At 50.4% G+C, this 15,740-nt stretch carries 13 protein-coding genes and 2 tRNA genes; all 15 read right to left on the bottom strand.

Going from position 1 to position 15,740, the window contains the following annotated elements:
* Nucleotides 1-77, bottom strand: a tRNA-Val gene (locus Q4579_RS17340).
* A 28-nt stretch (nt 78-105) separates the two neighbouring features.
* A tRNA-Val gene (locus Q4579_RS17335) sits at nt 106-182 on the bottom strand.
* 160 nt (nt 183-342) lie between these two features.
* Nucleotides 343-603, bottom strand: a complete 261-nt coding sequence (locus Q4579_RS17330) for a DUF5062 family protein (protein WP_211649236.1) — start codon at nt 601-603, stop codon at nt 343-345.
* Nucleotides 604-643: 40 nt separating this feature from the next.
* Entirely contained in the window at nt 644-1,696 is a 1,053-nt protein-coding gene (locus tag Q4579_RS17325; protein WP_303565915.1) for a DUF3080 domain-containing protein, read from the bottom strand.
* Between the two features lie 119 nt (nt 1,697-1,815).
* A complete protein-coding gene (locus tag Q4579_RS17320) occupies nt 1,816-3,186 on the bottom strand; it encodes an MATE family efflux transporter (protein ID WP_303565914.1) in 1,371 nt (456 codons plus the stop codon).
* Nucleotides 3,187-3,269: 83 nt separating this feature from the next.
* The gene (locus tag Q4579_RS17315; protein WP_303565912.1) at nt 3,270-5,156 is read right to left on the bottom strand and encodes a diguanylate cyclase; all 1,887 of its coding nucleotides are present in this window, start codon (nt 5,154-5,156) and stop codon (nt 3,270-3,272) included.
* Nucleotides 5,157-5,484: 328 nt separating this feature from the next.
* On the bottom strand, nt 5,485-6,210 hold the full coding sequence (locus tag Q4579_RS17310) for a riboflavin synthase subunit alpha (RefSeq protein ID WP_303565911.1): 726 nt from the start codon (nt 6,208-6,210) through the stop codon (nt 5,485-5,487).
* A gap of 173 nt (nt 6,211-6,383) precedes the next feature.
* Complete coding sequence (locus tag Q4579_RS17305) at nt 6,384-6,587, bottom strand: CPXCG motif-containing cysteine-rich protein (protein WP_211649210.1); 204 nt, start codon at nt 6,585-6,587, stop codon at nt 6,384-6,386.
* A gap of 343 nt (nt 6,588-6,930) precedes the next feature.
* The gene (hxpB, locus tag Q4579_RS17300; protein WP_303565909.1) at nt 6,931-7,584 is read right to left on the bottom strand and encodes a hexitol phosphatase HxpB; all 654 of its coding nucleotides are present in this window, start codon (nt 7,582-7,584) and stop codon (nt 6,931-6,933) included.
* A 90-nt stretch (nt 7,585-7,674) separates the two neighbouring features.
* Nucleotides 7,675-8,544 carry a fructosamine kinase family protein gene (locus Q4579_RS17295; RefSeq protein ID WP_303565908.1) on the bottom strand — a complete coding sequence of 290 codons (870 nt, stop codon included), beginning with the start codon at nt 8,542-8,544 and terminating at the stop codon, nt 7,675-7,677.
* 428 nt (nt 8,545-8,972) lie between these two features.
* Nucleotides 8,973-10,505: a histidine ammonia-lyase gene (gene hutH, locus Q4579_RS17290; protein ID WP_303565906.1), complete on the bottom strand. Its 1,533-nt coding sequence runs from the start codon at nt 10,503-10,505 to the stop codon at nt 8,973-8,975.
* A gap of 20 nt (nt 10,506-10,525) precedes the next feature.
* Entirely contained in the window at nt 10,526-12,208 is a 1,683-nt protein-coding gene (gene hutU, locus Q4579_RS17285) for a urocanate hydratase (RefSeq protein WP_303565905.1), read from the bottom strand.
* Nucleotides 12,209-12,233: 25 nt separating this feature from the next.
* Nucleotides 12,234-13,241 (bottom strand): formimidoylglutamase, encoded by a 1,008-nt coding sequence (gene hutG / locus Q4579_RS17280; protein WP_303565904.1) that lies wholly within the window; start codon nt 13,239-13,241, stop codon nt 12,234-12,236.
* Between the two features lie 12 nt (nt 13,242-13,253).
* Complete coding sequence (gene hutI, locus Q4579_RS17275) at nt 13,254-14,477, bottom strand: imidazolonepropionase (RefSeq protein WP_303565903.1); 1,224 nt, start codon at nt 14,475-14,477, stop codon at nt 13,254-13,256.
* Between the two features lie 299 nt (nt 14,478-14,776).
* Nucleotides 14,777-15,484 (bottom strand): histidine utilization repressor, encoded by a 708-nt coding sequence (gene hutC, locus Q4579_RS17270; protein ID WP_303565901.1) that lies wholly within the window; start codon nt 15,482-15,484, stop codon nt 14,777-14,779.
* Nucleotides 15,485-15,740 lie beyond the last annotated feature (256 nt).

Below are 15,740 nucleotides of genomic sequence, written 5' to 3'. Positions count from 1 at the left end.
TGGTGCGTCTGAGTGGACTCGAACCACCGACCCCCGCCATGTCAAGGCGATACTCTAACCAGCTGAGCTACAGACGCAAATTTTAAGTTATTCTAATGCAAGATTTGGTACGACCGAGTGGACTCGAACCACCGACCCCCACCATGTCAAGGTGGTGCTCTAACCAGCTGAGCTACGGTCGTATTGTTTTGTGTCCTGCCTGAGAACGGGGTGAATATTAGCGACTCCCTCCCTTTGGTGCAAGTGTTTGAGTTGGCTTTTTTTATTTTTCGTGACCGTTTGGTTGCAACTTGTACGGCCTGATGTGGATTCAGTCAGTGAGTCGCTGTTTTTCCAGAAAATTTACTGGAGTAACTCGTGATCGGGCGGTAACAATCTTGATATCCAGATCGCAAGTTTGTGTTTCATATTGGGGCCGTCTTCCTGATCCGGGGCGAGTGGGGTGATCTGTTTTACATCAACCAAGAGCCGGTAAATACATTCAACTTTGTCTTTTTCGGAAATACCTTTGCCAAAATCTTCGTAGCCTTGTTTTTTGGCAAAGGCTAGTCCCAGTTCCATGGCTTTTTTGAGTAGCTTTTGTTCATTTTTGATCTTTTTCATGGTGTCACGCTCCTTCGTGATGTCATTGATCAAGCATAGTTCAGGGCTGTCCGACTTTGATGCCGCAGCGCTTGAACAGATTTTGCCAATAGGTGACGTGATTCAGGGTGGCCTGATGAAATTGAAGATGTAATGCACCGTCGATGTACAGGGATTGATAATCCGTCAGTGAATCGGGGCGCTGCGGGGTGGCAAACAGGGTTTTCAGATCAGGTGCGATTTCCTGATACTGGCTGTCGAGTCGGGCGAGGTAAGGCTGAATCTCGTCGATGTAAAACTTGTAAAACACATTTTCTAGGTAAGTTGCTTTTTGCTGATTCCGGTTCGGGCCGCAATACACACGGCTGTCCTGCTTTTGCAGCATTTCGGTGGTTGCGTTCAGCCAGTCTCTTGCTCGGGCCATTGAATAGAAGAGTCGCCCGAGATAGCGATAAGCATGAATAGCTTCCTGAAAGGTGAGCAGGCTCTCGGCCGTCTTCGCTGGAACAGATTGCTGTGCTGTAATCTGTTGGGCGATTTGTGCCAGCCCCCTGAAGATTTCCTGGCTTACTGTCGCACCGGGCATCTGGTCAAGCGTAAATGCGAAGTGGGTTGGTTTCAGTTGTTTTTGCCATTCTTCGCCTGCGAGCAGCATGTTCCAGAAATAGCGCGGGAGATCCGTTTGCTTGGCTTGCTGTACGTCGAACAGCTGCGAATGGAGTTTACTGTCTTCCGCTAAGGTGGTCAGACAATGGCCGATACCATCCAGTAACAAGAGTTCGTAACGAAGCTGCCGGGTTCTGTCCTGTACTTTCCCTAAGACGGAATTCCGTTCCGCGATGAGCTGGAATAATCCGCACTGGCGCAGCTCATATGCATCCAGTAAACCCATCCGAATGTCTTGCGTGTGTTGTAAGACATCGTTGGTTTCTGGCAGAGGGGGAATTGATGTTTTCGGAGGCGGGGGCGCATTGGTCTCCAGCACAGAGGCTAACCGTTCGGAATAGTTCTCAAAGCTGCTGTCGGACGATGGCCTTTCACAGCCACTGAGACTGACGACGAACATCAGCAGAAGAATAGAGGAAATCACAATCGTTCGGCATGGGTTCATCATGTTTATGTATCAATCACCGTTTTATGCTCAGTATATGTGAAGGCTTCGTGGCTTATTGTGCGGCGGAATCATTCGGGATAAAGAAAAGGCAGCTGTCGCTGCCTTTGGTAGAACGCTTGTTATCGCACAGACATCGCCAACTGAAAATCATGATCCTGACGCTGCAGCCAAAGCAGCCGGACGGTCAGCATCAATGCGGCGGCAGTCAAGCCAACAATTGTACCTGTCCAGAAGCCATGCGGCCCCATAGGTTCAGTGATCAGATCCGTCATGCCCAACACGTAACCGGCAGGCAGTCCAAAGACCCAGTAAGCAATAAAAGTACAGATGAAGATGGCCCGCATGTCTTTATAACCTCGCAATGCGCCAGCAGCGACAACCTGAATGGCATCACTGAACTGATACACAGCGGCCAGGAACAGCAGTTGGGTTGCAAGGACGATCACATCCGGATTGTCGGTGTACAGCAGCCCAATCTGTTCGCGGAAGATGATGGTCAAAATGGCGGTGGCGACTGAAATTGCAATACCTACCCAAATGCCACAATGGCTTGAGATTCTGGCGCCATCAAAATTTTGCTCTCCCAATTGATGACCAACCCGGATACTAACGGCAGCACCTAAGCTCATCGGCAGCATGAAGACCAGAGAAGAGAAGTTAATCGCAATCTGGTGGGCGGCCACAACAATCGAACCCAATGGCGCAATCAGTAAGGCAATCGCGGCAAAGATGGACACCTCAAAAAACAGGGCTGCCGCAATTGGAAAGCCCAGTTTAAACTGGCGCAGAATCGCTTTCAGTTCCGGGCGGTACCAGGTCACAAACAGACCCACCTGGCTGAGTTTTCGGTTCACCAGTACATAAACCAGCATGGAGAAAAACATCAACCAGTAGACGATGGCCGTTGCAACGCCGCAACCTACACCACCAAGGGCTGGCGCACCAAATTTACCGTAAACAAATATCCAGTTCAGCGGGATGTTGGCCAGCAGGCCGATAAATCCAATCACCATGCCCGGAACAGTCAGGGACAGGCCTTCCGAGAAACTGCGCAGTGCCTGAAACATCAGCAAAGCCGGAACGGCATAAAGCACTACATGTAAGTAGCCGATGGTTTTCTCTGCCAGTACCTGTTCAACGGCCATGTAATCAATCAAGACGCCTGCGTTATACAGCACGAGAATAATTGGCACGGACATGAGCAAGGACAACACAAAACTTTGCTGAACCTGAAATGGAATTTTGTCTTTCTGCTTAGAGCCATTGAGTTGTGCGACGATAGGCACCATGGCGAACAGGACACCGATGCCAAATAAAATCGCAGGCATCCAGACACTGGATGCCACTGAAACGGCGGCCATATCTGTTGCGCTGACTCCACCAGCCATGACGGTATCAATAAAGCTCATGGCGGTTTGAGCAACGGAGGCGATCAGAACGGGAATAGCGAGTTTTAACAACCGCTTCGTTTCTTGGTGATGCAAATACACGAAATGGCTCCAGCAGGCAGATGATGAAAGACAGGGATTTTTCACCGATTATATCGGCTCTAAATGATCAGACAATGTTTTATTCAAACGATCGCATTCTTTTCGGCACGATCCTTCATGTTTTCCATGAACACCTGATTTTTTCCGGTACGCTTGGCTAGATACAAGAGTTTATCAGCCCGTGCGTAACAACTGGTGCTGTCAGGCTCGCATTCGACCATACCCATGCTGGCGGTAATGGTGAGTTGTGACGCTTCGAAAACTATCGGTGTTGTCGAGAGTGTTTCCAGAATTTGTTCTGCTAAAGCATAGGCCTGATGTGGGTCGCTGAGTTGGCTGCAAATGGCAAATTCTTCGCCACCAATGCGCCCTATGAAATCAGGGGTTTGCAGTGTTTCGTGACAGACACTGACCAAATGCTGCAATGCGAAATCTCCGGCCTGGTGCCCATAAGTGTCATTAAATTGTTTAAAGTTGTCCACATCCAGCAACATCAGCCAGCATGGCCTTTGCGCTTTGGTTTCGTTGAAGCGCTGCCAGAAATAACGACGATTGGGTGCATTGGTTAAAGGGTCGTAGAATGCCAGTTTCTCCAACTGATTGTTCGCAGCTTCAAGTTCAGCAGTCCGTGCGGTGACTCTGGCTTCCAGTTCCTGATTCTGCCGCTCAAGTAAGATATTCAGACGGGTTGTTTCCTGACGTTCCTGGTCTAAATGCGTGATGGTCCGTTCCAGGTGTCGGCTCATATTGTCGAAGGCATCGGCGAGTTTACCCAGCTCATCACTGCGGTTCAGATCAAGCGTCTGGCCCCAGTTGCCCAGACTGATGTTATTAATGGCCCGTGTCAGTCGCTGGACAGGAGAAAGGATGTATCGATTGCCATAAAAGCCATACAGGGTTGCGATCAGAATCAACACCAGCGTCAGGATGATCGCCGTATTTTTTGCGGTAAAGAAGACCGCCGTAAAATCAATCATTGGAGACAATATCATGATCGTGATTCGATCGTCGCCATCCAGCGGGTAATAACCGGTATAGCTCAGCCAGTTTTTTCCATCATAGCTGAACTGATAAACGGGTCTGGAAATGGCATCATGCCCATATCTGTATTTCCAGACTTCAAATAATAAAGGGGTTTGATGCGGACTAATGGTGCTCAGCTCTGTGAACTTAGAACGATGCGCCGGATGGGTGCTGGTGAGAATGGTGCCCTGGCGTCCCAGAATCGTGATGATACTGTTCGGGCTGATTTTTGACTGTGTCAGTTCTTTGAGTAGCGGTGTGAGATGAATGTCCATGCCCCAGACGCCAAGAAACTTACCCGTGTCAGCATATTCGGCTTTTGACAGCGTGAGGCTGAGTTCCCCTTGCTTTTTTTCCTGCTCGATCAACTCACTCCAGACGGCATCGTTGCTCAATAAGGCTTCATAGAACCAGGGTTGTTTGCGCGCATCGTAAATGGACAGGTCGTCAATCAGGATTTTTTCGTTTTTCAGAGGATGGAGAACATAACGATTCAAGCGACCTGCTTTCAGTCGGTCTGTTTCAACCAGTTCGAAGAAGTTTGCATAGCTTTGTGGCAAGTGATACCGCAGGGTATCAGGTTTCCGCCCTGCAAAATTGATCCCGCCCTCAGGCGTTGCAAAATAAAAATGTTCAATACTTGGGTGTTGTCGTAATGCTTCAATGAGATAACGCTGCATTTGGCCTGTGTTATGAATCAGTGCCTCAAGCGCGTTGTCTTTCAAATCCTGTTGTTTGTAAATGAGGCGGATTTGATTGAAGTAGTCGTCCAGGTGGTCTTTTACCACATCGTTGTTTTGCCGGTAAGATTGTTCTACCGCAAGGGAAACAGCCCGCTCAGAACTTTTGTACCAGATCGAGCTCACCCCGATTGTGCTGATCAGGATGATGGTGATGAGCGTCAACTGGATTCGAAATCCCAGATGGTTGGTCGGTGTTTTGGGCATGGGGTTGTAATGAAGCAAAATTTCGCAAATAAACTGCACGGTTTGTAAGGATAATGACTTGCTGCATCAAATACAAACGAATCGCAATTTTTTGTACAGGTGTACAGTTTTTTTGTATTCGTATGGTGACCGAAAGCGAGTTCCTTCTTCTTTCAAGGCAGAGTGTGAAGCAGGCGGGAGTCATGTGGTGAAACTTAATTGATTGAGTTTAATTTATTTTTCTTATTTTCGGTGATGCGGATTTGGGCCGGTTGAACTGGGGGCGACGATATCGGTTCGAGGGATAGTCAAAGCGGCTAGAGCAAATCGCCCTAGCCAGAGCACATGATTATGATTGATTTTCTGAATCTGACAGTGCTTTTTGGGTCGCTTGGCCAATGGCATCAATGTCCACGTTATTTGCAGCCAGGAACTTTTCGAAAAGTGGCATCAGGGGGCCCATTTTTTCGTCAATTGCGTCGCGAACCGTATCGACGACAACCTGAGTCCCCCGCTCAATTTCAACATTGATATTCGAGCCATTTTGCTTTTCTTCAAAAGTCGTCATTCTGCGTGTTTCTGGGATTAACCAGACATCAAACCAGTTTTCGTGTTTATTCACGTCAGACACAGTTAAGCTGGCGCCATTCAAGGCAATATAGCCTTTCGGGAAGATGTATTTCGCCCAGTTTCGCGGGATAGAAATACGGATACGGTAGTTATCGTCGATTTGCTGCACGTCCAGAACCGACGTTTTGAAATCAATATGTCCGGAGAGGGGGTGCCCGCCAATTTCTGCGCCATCTTTTGCCGCGCGCTCAACATTCACGCGTTGGTGCTGTCTGTATTCACTGAGCGTGGTAATTTCAAGGCTTTTCAGCATCACATCAAAATTCACTTGTGTTGATGTGATGATCTCGGTCACGGTCAGGCAGACCCCATCAACGGCAACGCTGGCGCCAATTTCCAGGTTTTCACAGAAACCGGGTTCAAAGTCGATTTGAAACGTTCTGATGCCTTGATGGTCATGGATTGATGAAATCACCGCGACGGATTGGATGATACCTGTAAACATTCTTTGTTTCCCCTGTTGTAGCGAAGTGCTGATGGTATCACCTGTACTTTGAATCCGGAATCATATCACTTTGGTTTCTGAGGTGTTGCTGGGAATGACAGACCACGACAAAATCCGACTGAAAGAAAATCGCCCTGCATAATGGCAGGGCGATGGGTTATACGGGGTATGAATCAGAAGATTTGTTCATCATCCGCATCGACGAATAAATGGATGGTTTTGTGTAAATCATCCACTTGCATGTTCAGGTGGATCGCATGACAACATGCGGGGCAATCATCATAAAACTCCTGGCTGCCAGCACTGCTATCCAGCGTAATACGAATATGGTGGCCGCAATGCGGACAAGTAACGCTCTGCTCACTGTAATTTTTCATTGGAGACTCCTTAACCTGTACCTAAGACTTGATGGCACATAGAAAACGCGGTCAGTTTCCTTACTGATACGTGTTCGTTCAGTTAATCCTAGCGAGCCGGATTAGTTTTTGCCGTGAATTAACCACAAACTTTGATTTGCAGTGTGGTTTTACGTCTCGGCGAAAACTGAGCGGTCATCTTGTTCAAGACAGGGTAGACAAGTGGATGAATATATGAAGTGAGTGGCAGTGCTTTGCGTCAAAAGTGTCACTGAATTCTTGTGATTATTCTGATTTCTGTGAGATAAGACGATTGGCATTTCAGAGGAGATTTCAATGAAACGCCAATCATTCCTGAAGCTGATTAGAGGCTCAGAATTAATTCTTTATTTACTTCGAGCAGCGAGTTAAGTTTTTTATCTGCAATCGACCAGCGTAAATCGGCGCTCAGGTGTGCTTCCGGCACGGCGATCCCTTTCATTCTTGCGGCTTTTACGGCCAGTAAGCCATTCAGAGAGTCTTCAAACGCAACACATTCATGCGGCGACACACCCAGTGCGTCTGCAGCATTCAGATAAACTTCCGGGTGAGGCTTGCCGAAACGCAGATGCTCTGCAGAAAACAGCGCACTGAATGCATCTGTTAACGCCAGTGCATCCAGAGTGGCGTGAATCAGGCTCATCGGAGAGGAAGACGCCAACGCAACTTTCAGATCCAGTTCCTGACAGGCTTGAATCGCCTCACGAACACCCGGCAGCATGGGTTGATGTTCCTGCACCAGTGCTTCAACACGCTTAATGATCAGGGTATTCACTTCTGCACAATTCGGTCCTTGCCAGGGTTGACGTTCAAACCAGAGATCCACAATGTGATCAATTCTCAGCCCCATGGTTGCCAGTGTTTCCTGCTGAGAAATTGTCACGCCCAGCGATGAAAATACCTCGACCTGAGCACGTTGCCAGAAAGGTTCAGAATCGACCAGAAGGCCATCCATATCGAAAATTGCTGCTTTTAACATGTAAATCCTGTCTCGGGCTGAAATGATAAAGGAAAGAGTGTGAACCTTATCACTTCAGCCATAAAGACGGTAGTTGATTCTCCCGGAGGTTTATCTGTGATCCAGGTTGAGTTTGCGAATGCAATGCTCGGCCTGATCCAGATACTCGCCGCCGAAAAGATTACAGTGGTTCAGCAGATGATACAGATTGTACAGATCACGACGCTGGTGGTAGTGCTCATCCAGCGGGAAGACGGACTGATAGCCATTGTAGAAACTGTCGGGAAAGCCACCGAATAATTCAGTCATGGCAATATCACATTCCCGGTCTCCCCAGTAGCAGGCGGGATCAAAAATCACCGGGCCATCAACACTCAGCGCTGTGTTGCCATGCCATAAATCGCCATGAAGCAGAGAGGGTTTGGGTTGATGCGCCGAAAGAATATCAATCACATTGCCAGTGATGATATCAATATTACCCAGATCGATGCCTTTTTCTTCACAGAGCTGCAACTGCCAGGCAATGCGCTGTTCAGCAAAGAACCGGCACCACTTGCGCCGCCACTGGTTTGGCTGCGGTGTCAGGCCAATAAAATTGTCCATGTCAAAGCCATACTCAGGCTGCTCTCCCCATTGATGTAAATGGGCGAGTTGTTGTCCAAGGGTATGCGCAGCCTCTGTATCCATGGCTTTCATGGGGAGAAAATCCAGCACCAGAAATGCTTTGTCACGGCTGATTCCCATGTGCAGGCTTTCCGGCACCGAGACCGTTTCGGTTTCACCGAGTACACGAAGGCTTTCGGCTTCCGCTTCAAACACACCTAAATGCTCTTTCTCATTGAGTTTGATGAAGTACCTCTGGTCGCCATCGCTGATGCAATAGCAATCATTGATATCACCACCGGGAAGCGTGTCCCGTTCCTGAATATTGAAAGGTTGTTCAAGCGCGTCTGACAGTTGATCGGAAATCGCTTGCCACATAGCATCCTCCGGGTACAAACCAGTTTGGGTACAAATCAAAACATACAACCACACAGCCGGCTCGGGCTGAATGTAAAAAGAAAATGACGCCAAATATCAGGGCAACGTATTGATCCTCGGCACTGAATGCTTCGGGATAAGGTCAATATAATCTGTTGGAATGAGTCCTGTTGATTGACTGAAATTGATTGCCCTGGGCTTTACCTCATCACAGCTTAGACTATTTCTTTGTGGATGAAATGACTTAAATAGCAAAAACAGGCAATTGGGATGCGGGAAATTCAATATTTATATCAGAACGTATTGATATAACGGGAAAGGATAAGGCATGGCCTGAAGCATTGCGAGCAGTGGCTATCGCGGATAAACAAAAGCCAGGGGTCAGTTCAACCCCTGGCTTCAATTTTAAATGCACAACCTCAGAGGGATTACACGCTTGGGAGCAGTGCTTCAGGCATCAGGTTGTTATAGCTTGCTTCTTTCAGCAACTGATTCGCTTTTTCGATATCCGGCGCAAAATAGCGGTCTTTGTCGTAGAAGGTGACACGCTCACGCAGACGCGATTTCGCTTCTTCAATTCGCTCAGAGCTCTTATTCGGCGTGCGGAAGTCCAGACCCTGTGCTGCAGCGAGCAGTTCGACGGCCAGAATACCACGGGTGTTTTCTGCCATATCGCCCAGGCGACGGCCCGCAAAGGTTGCCATGGAAACATGGTCTTCCTGATTTGCAGAGGTCGGCAGGCTGTCAACGGAAGCCGGGTGGGCGAGGGTCTTGTTCTCGCTTGCCAGTGCCGCAGACGTGACTTGCGCAATCATAAAGCCTGAGTTCACGCCGCCATTATCGACCAGAAACGGTGGCAGTTTGCTCAGTGCGCTGTCAATCAGCAGGGCCATGCGGCGCTCAGACAGGCTGCCGATTTCGGCAATCGCCAGAGCCAGATTATCTGCGGCCATAGCAACCGGTTCTGCATGGAAGTTACCGCCTGAGATGATGTCGTCATCTTCCGCGAAAACAAGCGGGTTGTCGGACACGGCATTGGACTCAACCAGCAGAACTTCTGCCGCCTGACGGATTTGTTGCAGACAGGCGCCCATCACCTGTGGCTGGCAGCGCAGGGAGTACGGGTCCTGTACCTTTTCGCAATCAACATGTGAGTTACCGATTTCACTGTTGTGATCCAGCATGTGGCGATAAGCGGCTGCGGAATCCATCTGGCTGCGATGGCCACGAACGCTGTGAATACGCGGGTCGAACGGACGACGGCTGCCCAGCGCGGCATCAACAGACATTGCACCGCAAACTGTCGCTGCAGAGAACAGATCTTCTGCAGCAAACAAGCCTTCCAGCGCAAAGGCTGTGGACGCTTGCGTACCATTTAGCAGTGCGAGACCTTCTTTCGGGGCCAGTACAATGGGTGCCAGGCCTGCAATTTTCAGTGCATCAGCACCAGAAATGATTTCGCCGTTGTGGCGTGCCTGACCTTCACCCAGTAACACGGTGCTCATGTGCGCCAGTGGTGCCAGATCGCCGGATGCGCCGACGGAACCTTTCTTCGGAATGCATGGGTAAACTTCTGCATTCACAAGGGTGATCAGTGCATTCACCACTTCCGGGCGGATGCCGGAGAAACCACGGGACAGGCTGTTAATCTTCAGCACCATCATCAGACGTACCGTGGCGTCGTCCATGAATTCGCCGATACCGGCGGCGTGCGACAGGACAATACTGCGCTGCAGGGTTTCCAGATCTTCAACCGCAATCCGGGTGTTGGCCAGCAGGCCGAAACCGGTGTTGATGCCGTATACGACGCGGTCTTCACGAATGATCTTCTCGACGGCTTCGGTACTGATCCGCATGCCTTCGAGCGCAGAATCATGCAGAGACAAGGTGACCGGGTTGCGGCTGACTTCACGCAGCTGCTTCAGATTCAGTTTTCCCGGGATGATTTCTAATGCGTACATAGTGTGTCTTCCTGCTTGAATTATTTGTCGGTGATCATTGGCAGATCCAGGCCCTGCTCTTTGGCACAGTTGATGGCGATGTCGTAACCGGCATCAGCGTGACGCATCACACCTGTGCCTGGATCGTTACGCAGGACGCGGCGAATACGTTCTTCAGCTTCATCCGTCCCGTCACACACAATCACCATGCCAGAGTGCTGGGAGAAGCCCATACCGACGCCACCACCGTGGTGCAGCGACACCCAGGTTGCTCCGGACGCTGTGTTCAGCAGAGCGTTCAGCAGCGGCCAGTCAGACACAGTGTCTGAACCATCCATCATGCCTTCGGTTTCGCGGTTCGGGCTGGAGACAGAACCTGAGTCCAGATGGTCACGGCCAATGACGATTGGCGCTTTCAGCTCACCGTTACGAACCATTTCGTTAAATGCCAGACCCAGACGGGCACGGTCTTTCAGTCCGACCCAGCAGATACGTGCTGGCAGTCCCTGGAACTGGATACGCTCACGCGCCATGTCCAGCCAGTTGTGCAGATGCGGGTTATCCGGGATCAGCTCTTTGACTTTCTGATCTGTTTTATAGATATCTTCCGGATCGCCGGACAGGGCAGCCCAGCGGAACGGACCGACGCCTTCACAGAACAGCGGGCGGATGTAAGCCGGTACAAATCCAGGGAAATCAAATGCGTTTTCTACGCCTTCTTCCAGTGCCATCTGACGGATATTGTTGCCGTAGTCCACGGTTGCAGAACCGGCTTTCTGAAGATCCAGCATCGCCTGAACCTGAACCGCCATGGATTCTTTTGCAGCTTTGACAACGGCAGCTTCGTCTTTCTGACGCATTTCTGCTGCATATGCCATGGTCCAGCCCTTTGGCAGGTAGCCGTTCAGCGGATCGTGCGCTGAGGTCTGGTCTGTGGTGCAGTCCGGCACGATGCCACGCTTCACCAGCTCAGGGAAGACATCGGCGGCGTTGCCTAGCAGGCCTACGGAAATCGCTTTGCCGGTTTGTTTTGATTCTTCAATTATCGCCAAAGCTTCATCCAGCGTGGTTGCTTTGCAATCCACATAACCGGTCCGCAGGCGGTAATCGATTCGTGATTCATCACATTCAACCGCAATCATTGAGAAGCCAGCCATGGTTGCAGCAAGAGGCTGAGCACCACCCATGCCGCCCAAGCCGCCGGTCAGCACCCAGCGACCAGACGCATCACCGTTAAAGTGCTGGCGTGCCATGGCCACAAAAGTTTCGTAAGTGCCCTGAACGATGCCCTGAGAGCCGATGTAAATCCAGCTGCCCGCAGTCATCTGGCCGTACATCATCAGGCCTTTTTTATCCAGCTCATTGAAGTGTTCCCAGTTTGCCCAGTGCGGAACAATGTTTGAGTTGGCAATCAGGACGCGGGGTGCGTTGCTGTGTGTTTTGAAAACACCCACAGGTTTACCTGATTGAACCAGCAGCGTTTCGTCATCTTCCAGACGCTTCAGTACTTCAACGATTTTGTCATAACATTCCCAGTTACGGGCTGCACGGCCAATGCCACCGTAAACAACCAGCGAATGCGGATGTTCAGCCACATCCGGGTGCAGGTTGTTCATCAGCATGCGCAACGGGGCTTCGGTCAGCCAGGATTTTGCGTTCAGCTGAGTGCCGGTTGGCGCTTTGATAGTCCGGGTTGTGTCCAGTCGTGAATCTTGTTGTGTCATGTTGCTCTCCTTGCCGCTTTTCGCATCAGCGAATCGCGCGGGCGATTGTCCAGGCCAGCCGTGCAGCTAACCGTGCAGTTTGATGATCAATGTCAAAACGAGGGTTGTATTCCGCCAGATCCGCCACGAGAATCTTGGATTCACCTTTTGGGGTTCTGGCTTTTAAAATCGGTTCCAGTAGCATTTCAACGATGTCGAATGGCACGCCGCGTGCTGCCGGGGCGCTGACGCCGGGGGCAACGGTTGCCGGGAAGACATCCAGATCAATGGTCAGATACAGATGATCACATTGGTCAATGAAACGTTGCAGTTCGACCAGCGTCTGCGCCATGTTTGCATAAGTCAGTTCATGGTCATCTTTGTACAGCACGCCCAGGCGATCGGCTTTTTCATACAGCGCCTGAGTATTGCTGGTGCGAGCCAGCCCCAGGCAGGCATATTTAAACGGCCAGTTGTGTAGTTCACAAAAGCGGGCAGCCTGATGAAACGGGGTGCCTGAACTGCCTTTTTCTGATTGCTGGCCACCCGGCGGGTTGCGCAGATCAAAATGAGCGTCGAAGTTGATGATGCCGATCCGAGGGGGATGAGCGTCGTCGTTGCCTTCTGCGATCACCTGCTGTTTTTGAAGCAAATAATTGCCAATCCCCTGAAAGGAGCCCCAGGCGACTTCGTGTCCGCCGCCAAAAACGATGACTTTGTGCTTCTGGCGCAGGGCGCGGCTGACATCTTCCCCCAGACGATACTGGGCCAGCTCGAGATTGCCGTCATCACAGCTGATGTTGCCGCCGTCATAGACGGGCCCTTCGTGATGCCAGGCCAGATTGGCCAGCGCACGACGAATCGCCACGGGGGCATCATAGGCACCGGTCCGGCCTTTATTGCGGGAAACGCCTTCATCGCAGGCAAAACCCAGCAGCATAATGCCGCTGTCATTCGCCTGATCGGCTGGCTGGACTTTTTGATGCCAGCGCAAGCCTTTGTTGCCGTCTTCAGGATCACTGCGTCCTTGCCAGACGTTCATTTCGATTGGCATACAGCCTCCTGTTTACCGGTTGTCCGGTTGATAAAAGAATTCACCGTCCACGACGCGGGCAATTAAATCCGGAACCCCCATCCGATAGGACAGCTCTGCCGGTGAACTGACGCGCCACAGGGCCAGATCGGCGGCCATACCTTCCTGAATCTGTCCGCAGCTCTCCTGCATACCCAGCGCCTGAGCCGCATTCACGGTGACACCGCGCAGGCACTCTTCCGGCGTTAAGCGAAAGAAAGTGCAGGCCATATTCATCATGGTGCGCAGTGAAGCAATCGGAGAAGTGCCGGGGTTGAAATCGGTCGAGATTGCCATCGGCACGCCTTTTTCACGAAGCAATGCAATCGGGGGCTGCTGTGTCTCCCGCAGAAAATAGAAAGCGCCCGGTAGCAGAGTCGCAACTGTGTTGTGTGCTGCCAGCGCATCGACACCGGCTTCGTCCAGATACTCAATATGGTCGACTGATTTTGCACCCATCTGGGCTGCCAGTGCACTGCCGCCCAGATTGGAAAGCTGTTCTGTATGGCCTTTAATCATCAGGCCGTGGGCTTTGGCTGCTTCGAAAACGCGTGCACTCTGTGCCGTTGAAAATCCGATCCCTTCACAAAACACGTCAACGGCATCTGCAAGGTTTTCTTTTGCCGCTGCAGGAATAATTTCGTCGCACACCAGCGTGATATAATCGTCACTGCGTCCTGCAAATTCGGGGGGCAGCGCGTGGGCCGCCAGCAGGGTGGTTGAGACCTTGATATCGGCCTGTTCGCCAATCCGGCGGGCAACACGCAGCATTTTCAGTTCATCATTTGTCGTCAGGCCGTAGCCGGATTTGATTTCGATAGTCGTGACGCCGTCACGTTTCAGGCCCGCCAAACGCGCCATCGCAAGCGAGAACAATTCATCTTCTGTGGCTTCGCGGGTTGCACGCACCGTCGACAAGATACCACCACCAGCTTTGGCAATGGTTTCGTAGGGGACACCATTCAGGCGCTGCTCAAATTCATTGGCCCGGTTACCGGCAAAAACCAGGTGGGTATGGCAATCAATCAATCCCGGTGTCACAAGGGCTTGCTGGCAATCCACCACTTCACCCTGACATTGGCTCAGTAAGTCCGCCTGATAGGGACCGGCATAGCTGATCTTGCCTTCACGGATGATCACCATGGCATTCTCAATGACCTGATATCCGTGATCAGGTGCCATGGTGACGAGGTTCAGATGGGTCAGAATGCGTTCCATAGGATGCAGCGTCTCTTGAGTGTGTTGTTTATGTATATACAAATTAAAGTCTGAAATCAGATAAAACTCAAGACGTGATGTAATAAAAATGTGATCGATATTGAATGATTCTATTAACAAGCTGATTCAATACAGAAAAAAACAGCATTGCGCTACAACCAAGCGCATATCTCATTTGGGTCATCTGCAGCTGGGAGGCTGAAAACGTGTGTGGTGAATGTGAAGCCAGCGCCTGAATCTGTGTTCAGCCGCTGGTTTCAGGATAATCTGTTGAAGGGACCGAATAGGGGAGAGCGGGATCAGCTCACGCGTGTTCTTGAGCTCAGTTTGTACTTGTCGCCCGGATGGTAAAGCAATGCGGTGCTGATCAGGTTGGTGCTGCTCCAGGTACGACGGTTCAGCAGCAGGCAGGGTGATACGTCAGCGATTTCAAGCAGTTTGCTGATGTGTGGCGGCGGTAAAATGGCCTCAACTGTGTGTTCGATGTCACTCAGCGGACAGGTTTGCATCAGGTATTCGTTCGGGGTTTGTGAAGTAAAGTCCTGATGAATATAATCCGGCGCAAAATGCGGATTGACCCAGCGCTCTTCCAACTGAATCGGAACGCTGTTTTCGTAATGAACGATTTGTGTAAAGTAGACCGTGGTGTCATGACGAACACCCAGTCTCAGAGCAATATCATCTCTGGCTTTGACTTGCTGCTGGGTGATGACTTTACTGGAATATTTGTGGCCGCGACTGGTGACTTCGGCGGCAATATTACGGATCTCCATCAGGGGAGACTCTGCCTTCTTATTACAGACAAATGTCCCCAGACGTGGTGTTCGCTCCAGGTAGCCTTCATTAACTAACTCTTTAATAGCTTTATTGGCCGTCATCCGGCTGACTTCAAATTGTTCGGACAGCTCAATTTCGGTCGGGATTTTGAAACCCGGCGGCCATTCACGGCTCTGAATTTTCTGATCGAGATAATCTTTGATTTGCTGATAACGCGGTGCGTTTGCCATGGTGTTGTCTCTGCGCCGTACACGCTTTTAAATTGCCTATACAAATGAAAGCAACTTTTACCTTTTTTTGCAAGTGACTCACATCCCAAAGGCTTTTCTTCCTTTAGTTTTATGAGTCAATCCATTACAATTCGCGTCTTAGTCTGGGGTCAGCAATTTTGATTTGTACCAAAATTCATACCGAAACAGACACAATCTCATCACCGTACTGCATCTTGGCAGTCGGTCAAACAAAAACTTGCATGTGCTACTTGGT

This window comes from Photobacterium sp. 1_MG-2023, from assembly GCF_030547945.1.
Lineage (GTDB): Bacteria > Pseudomonadota > Gammaproteobacteria > Enterobacterales > Vibrionaceae > Photobacterium.
Note: the sequence above shows the minus strand (reverse complement) of the source record. Positions and strands in the feature narration are given on the sequence as shown.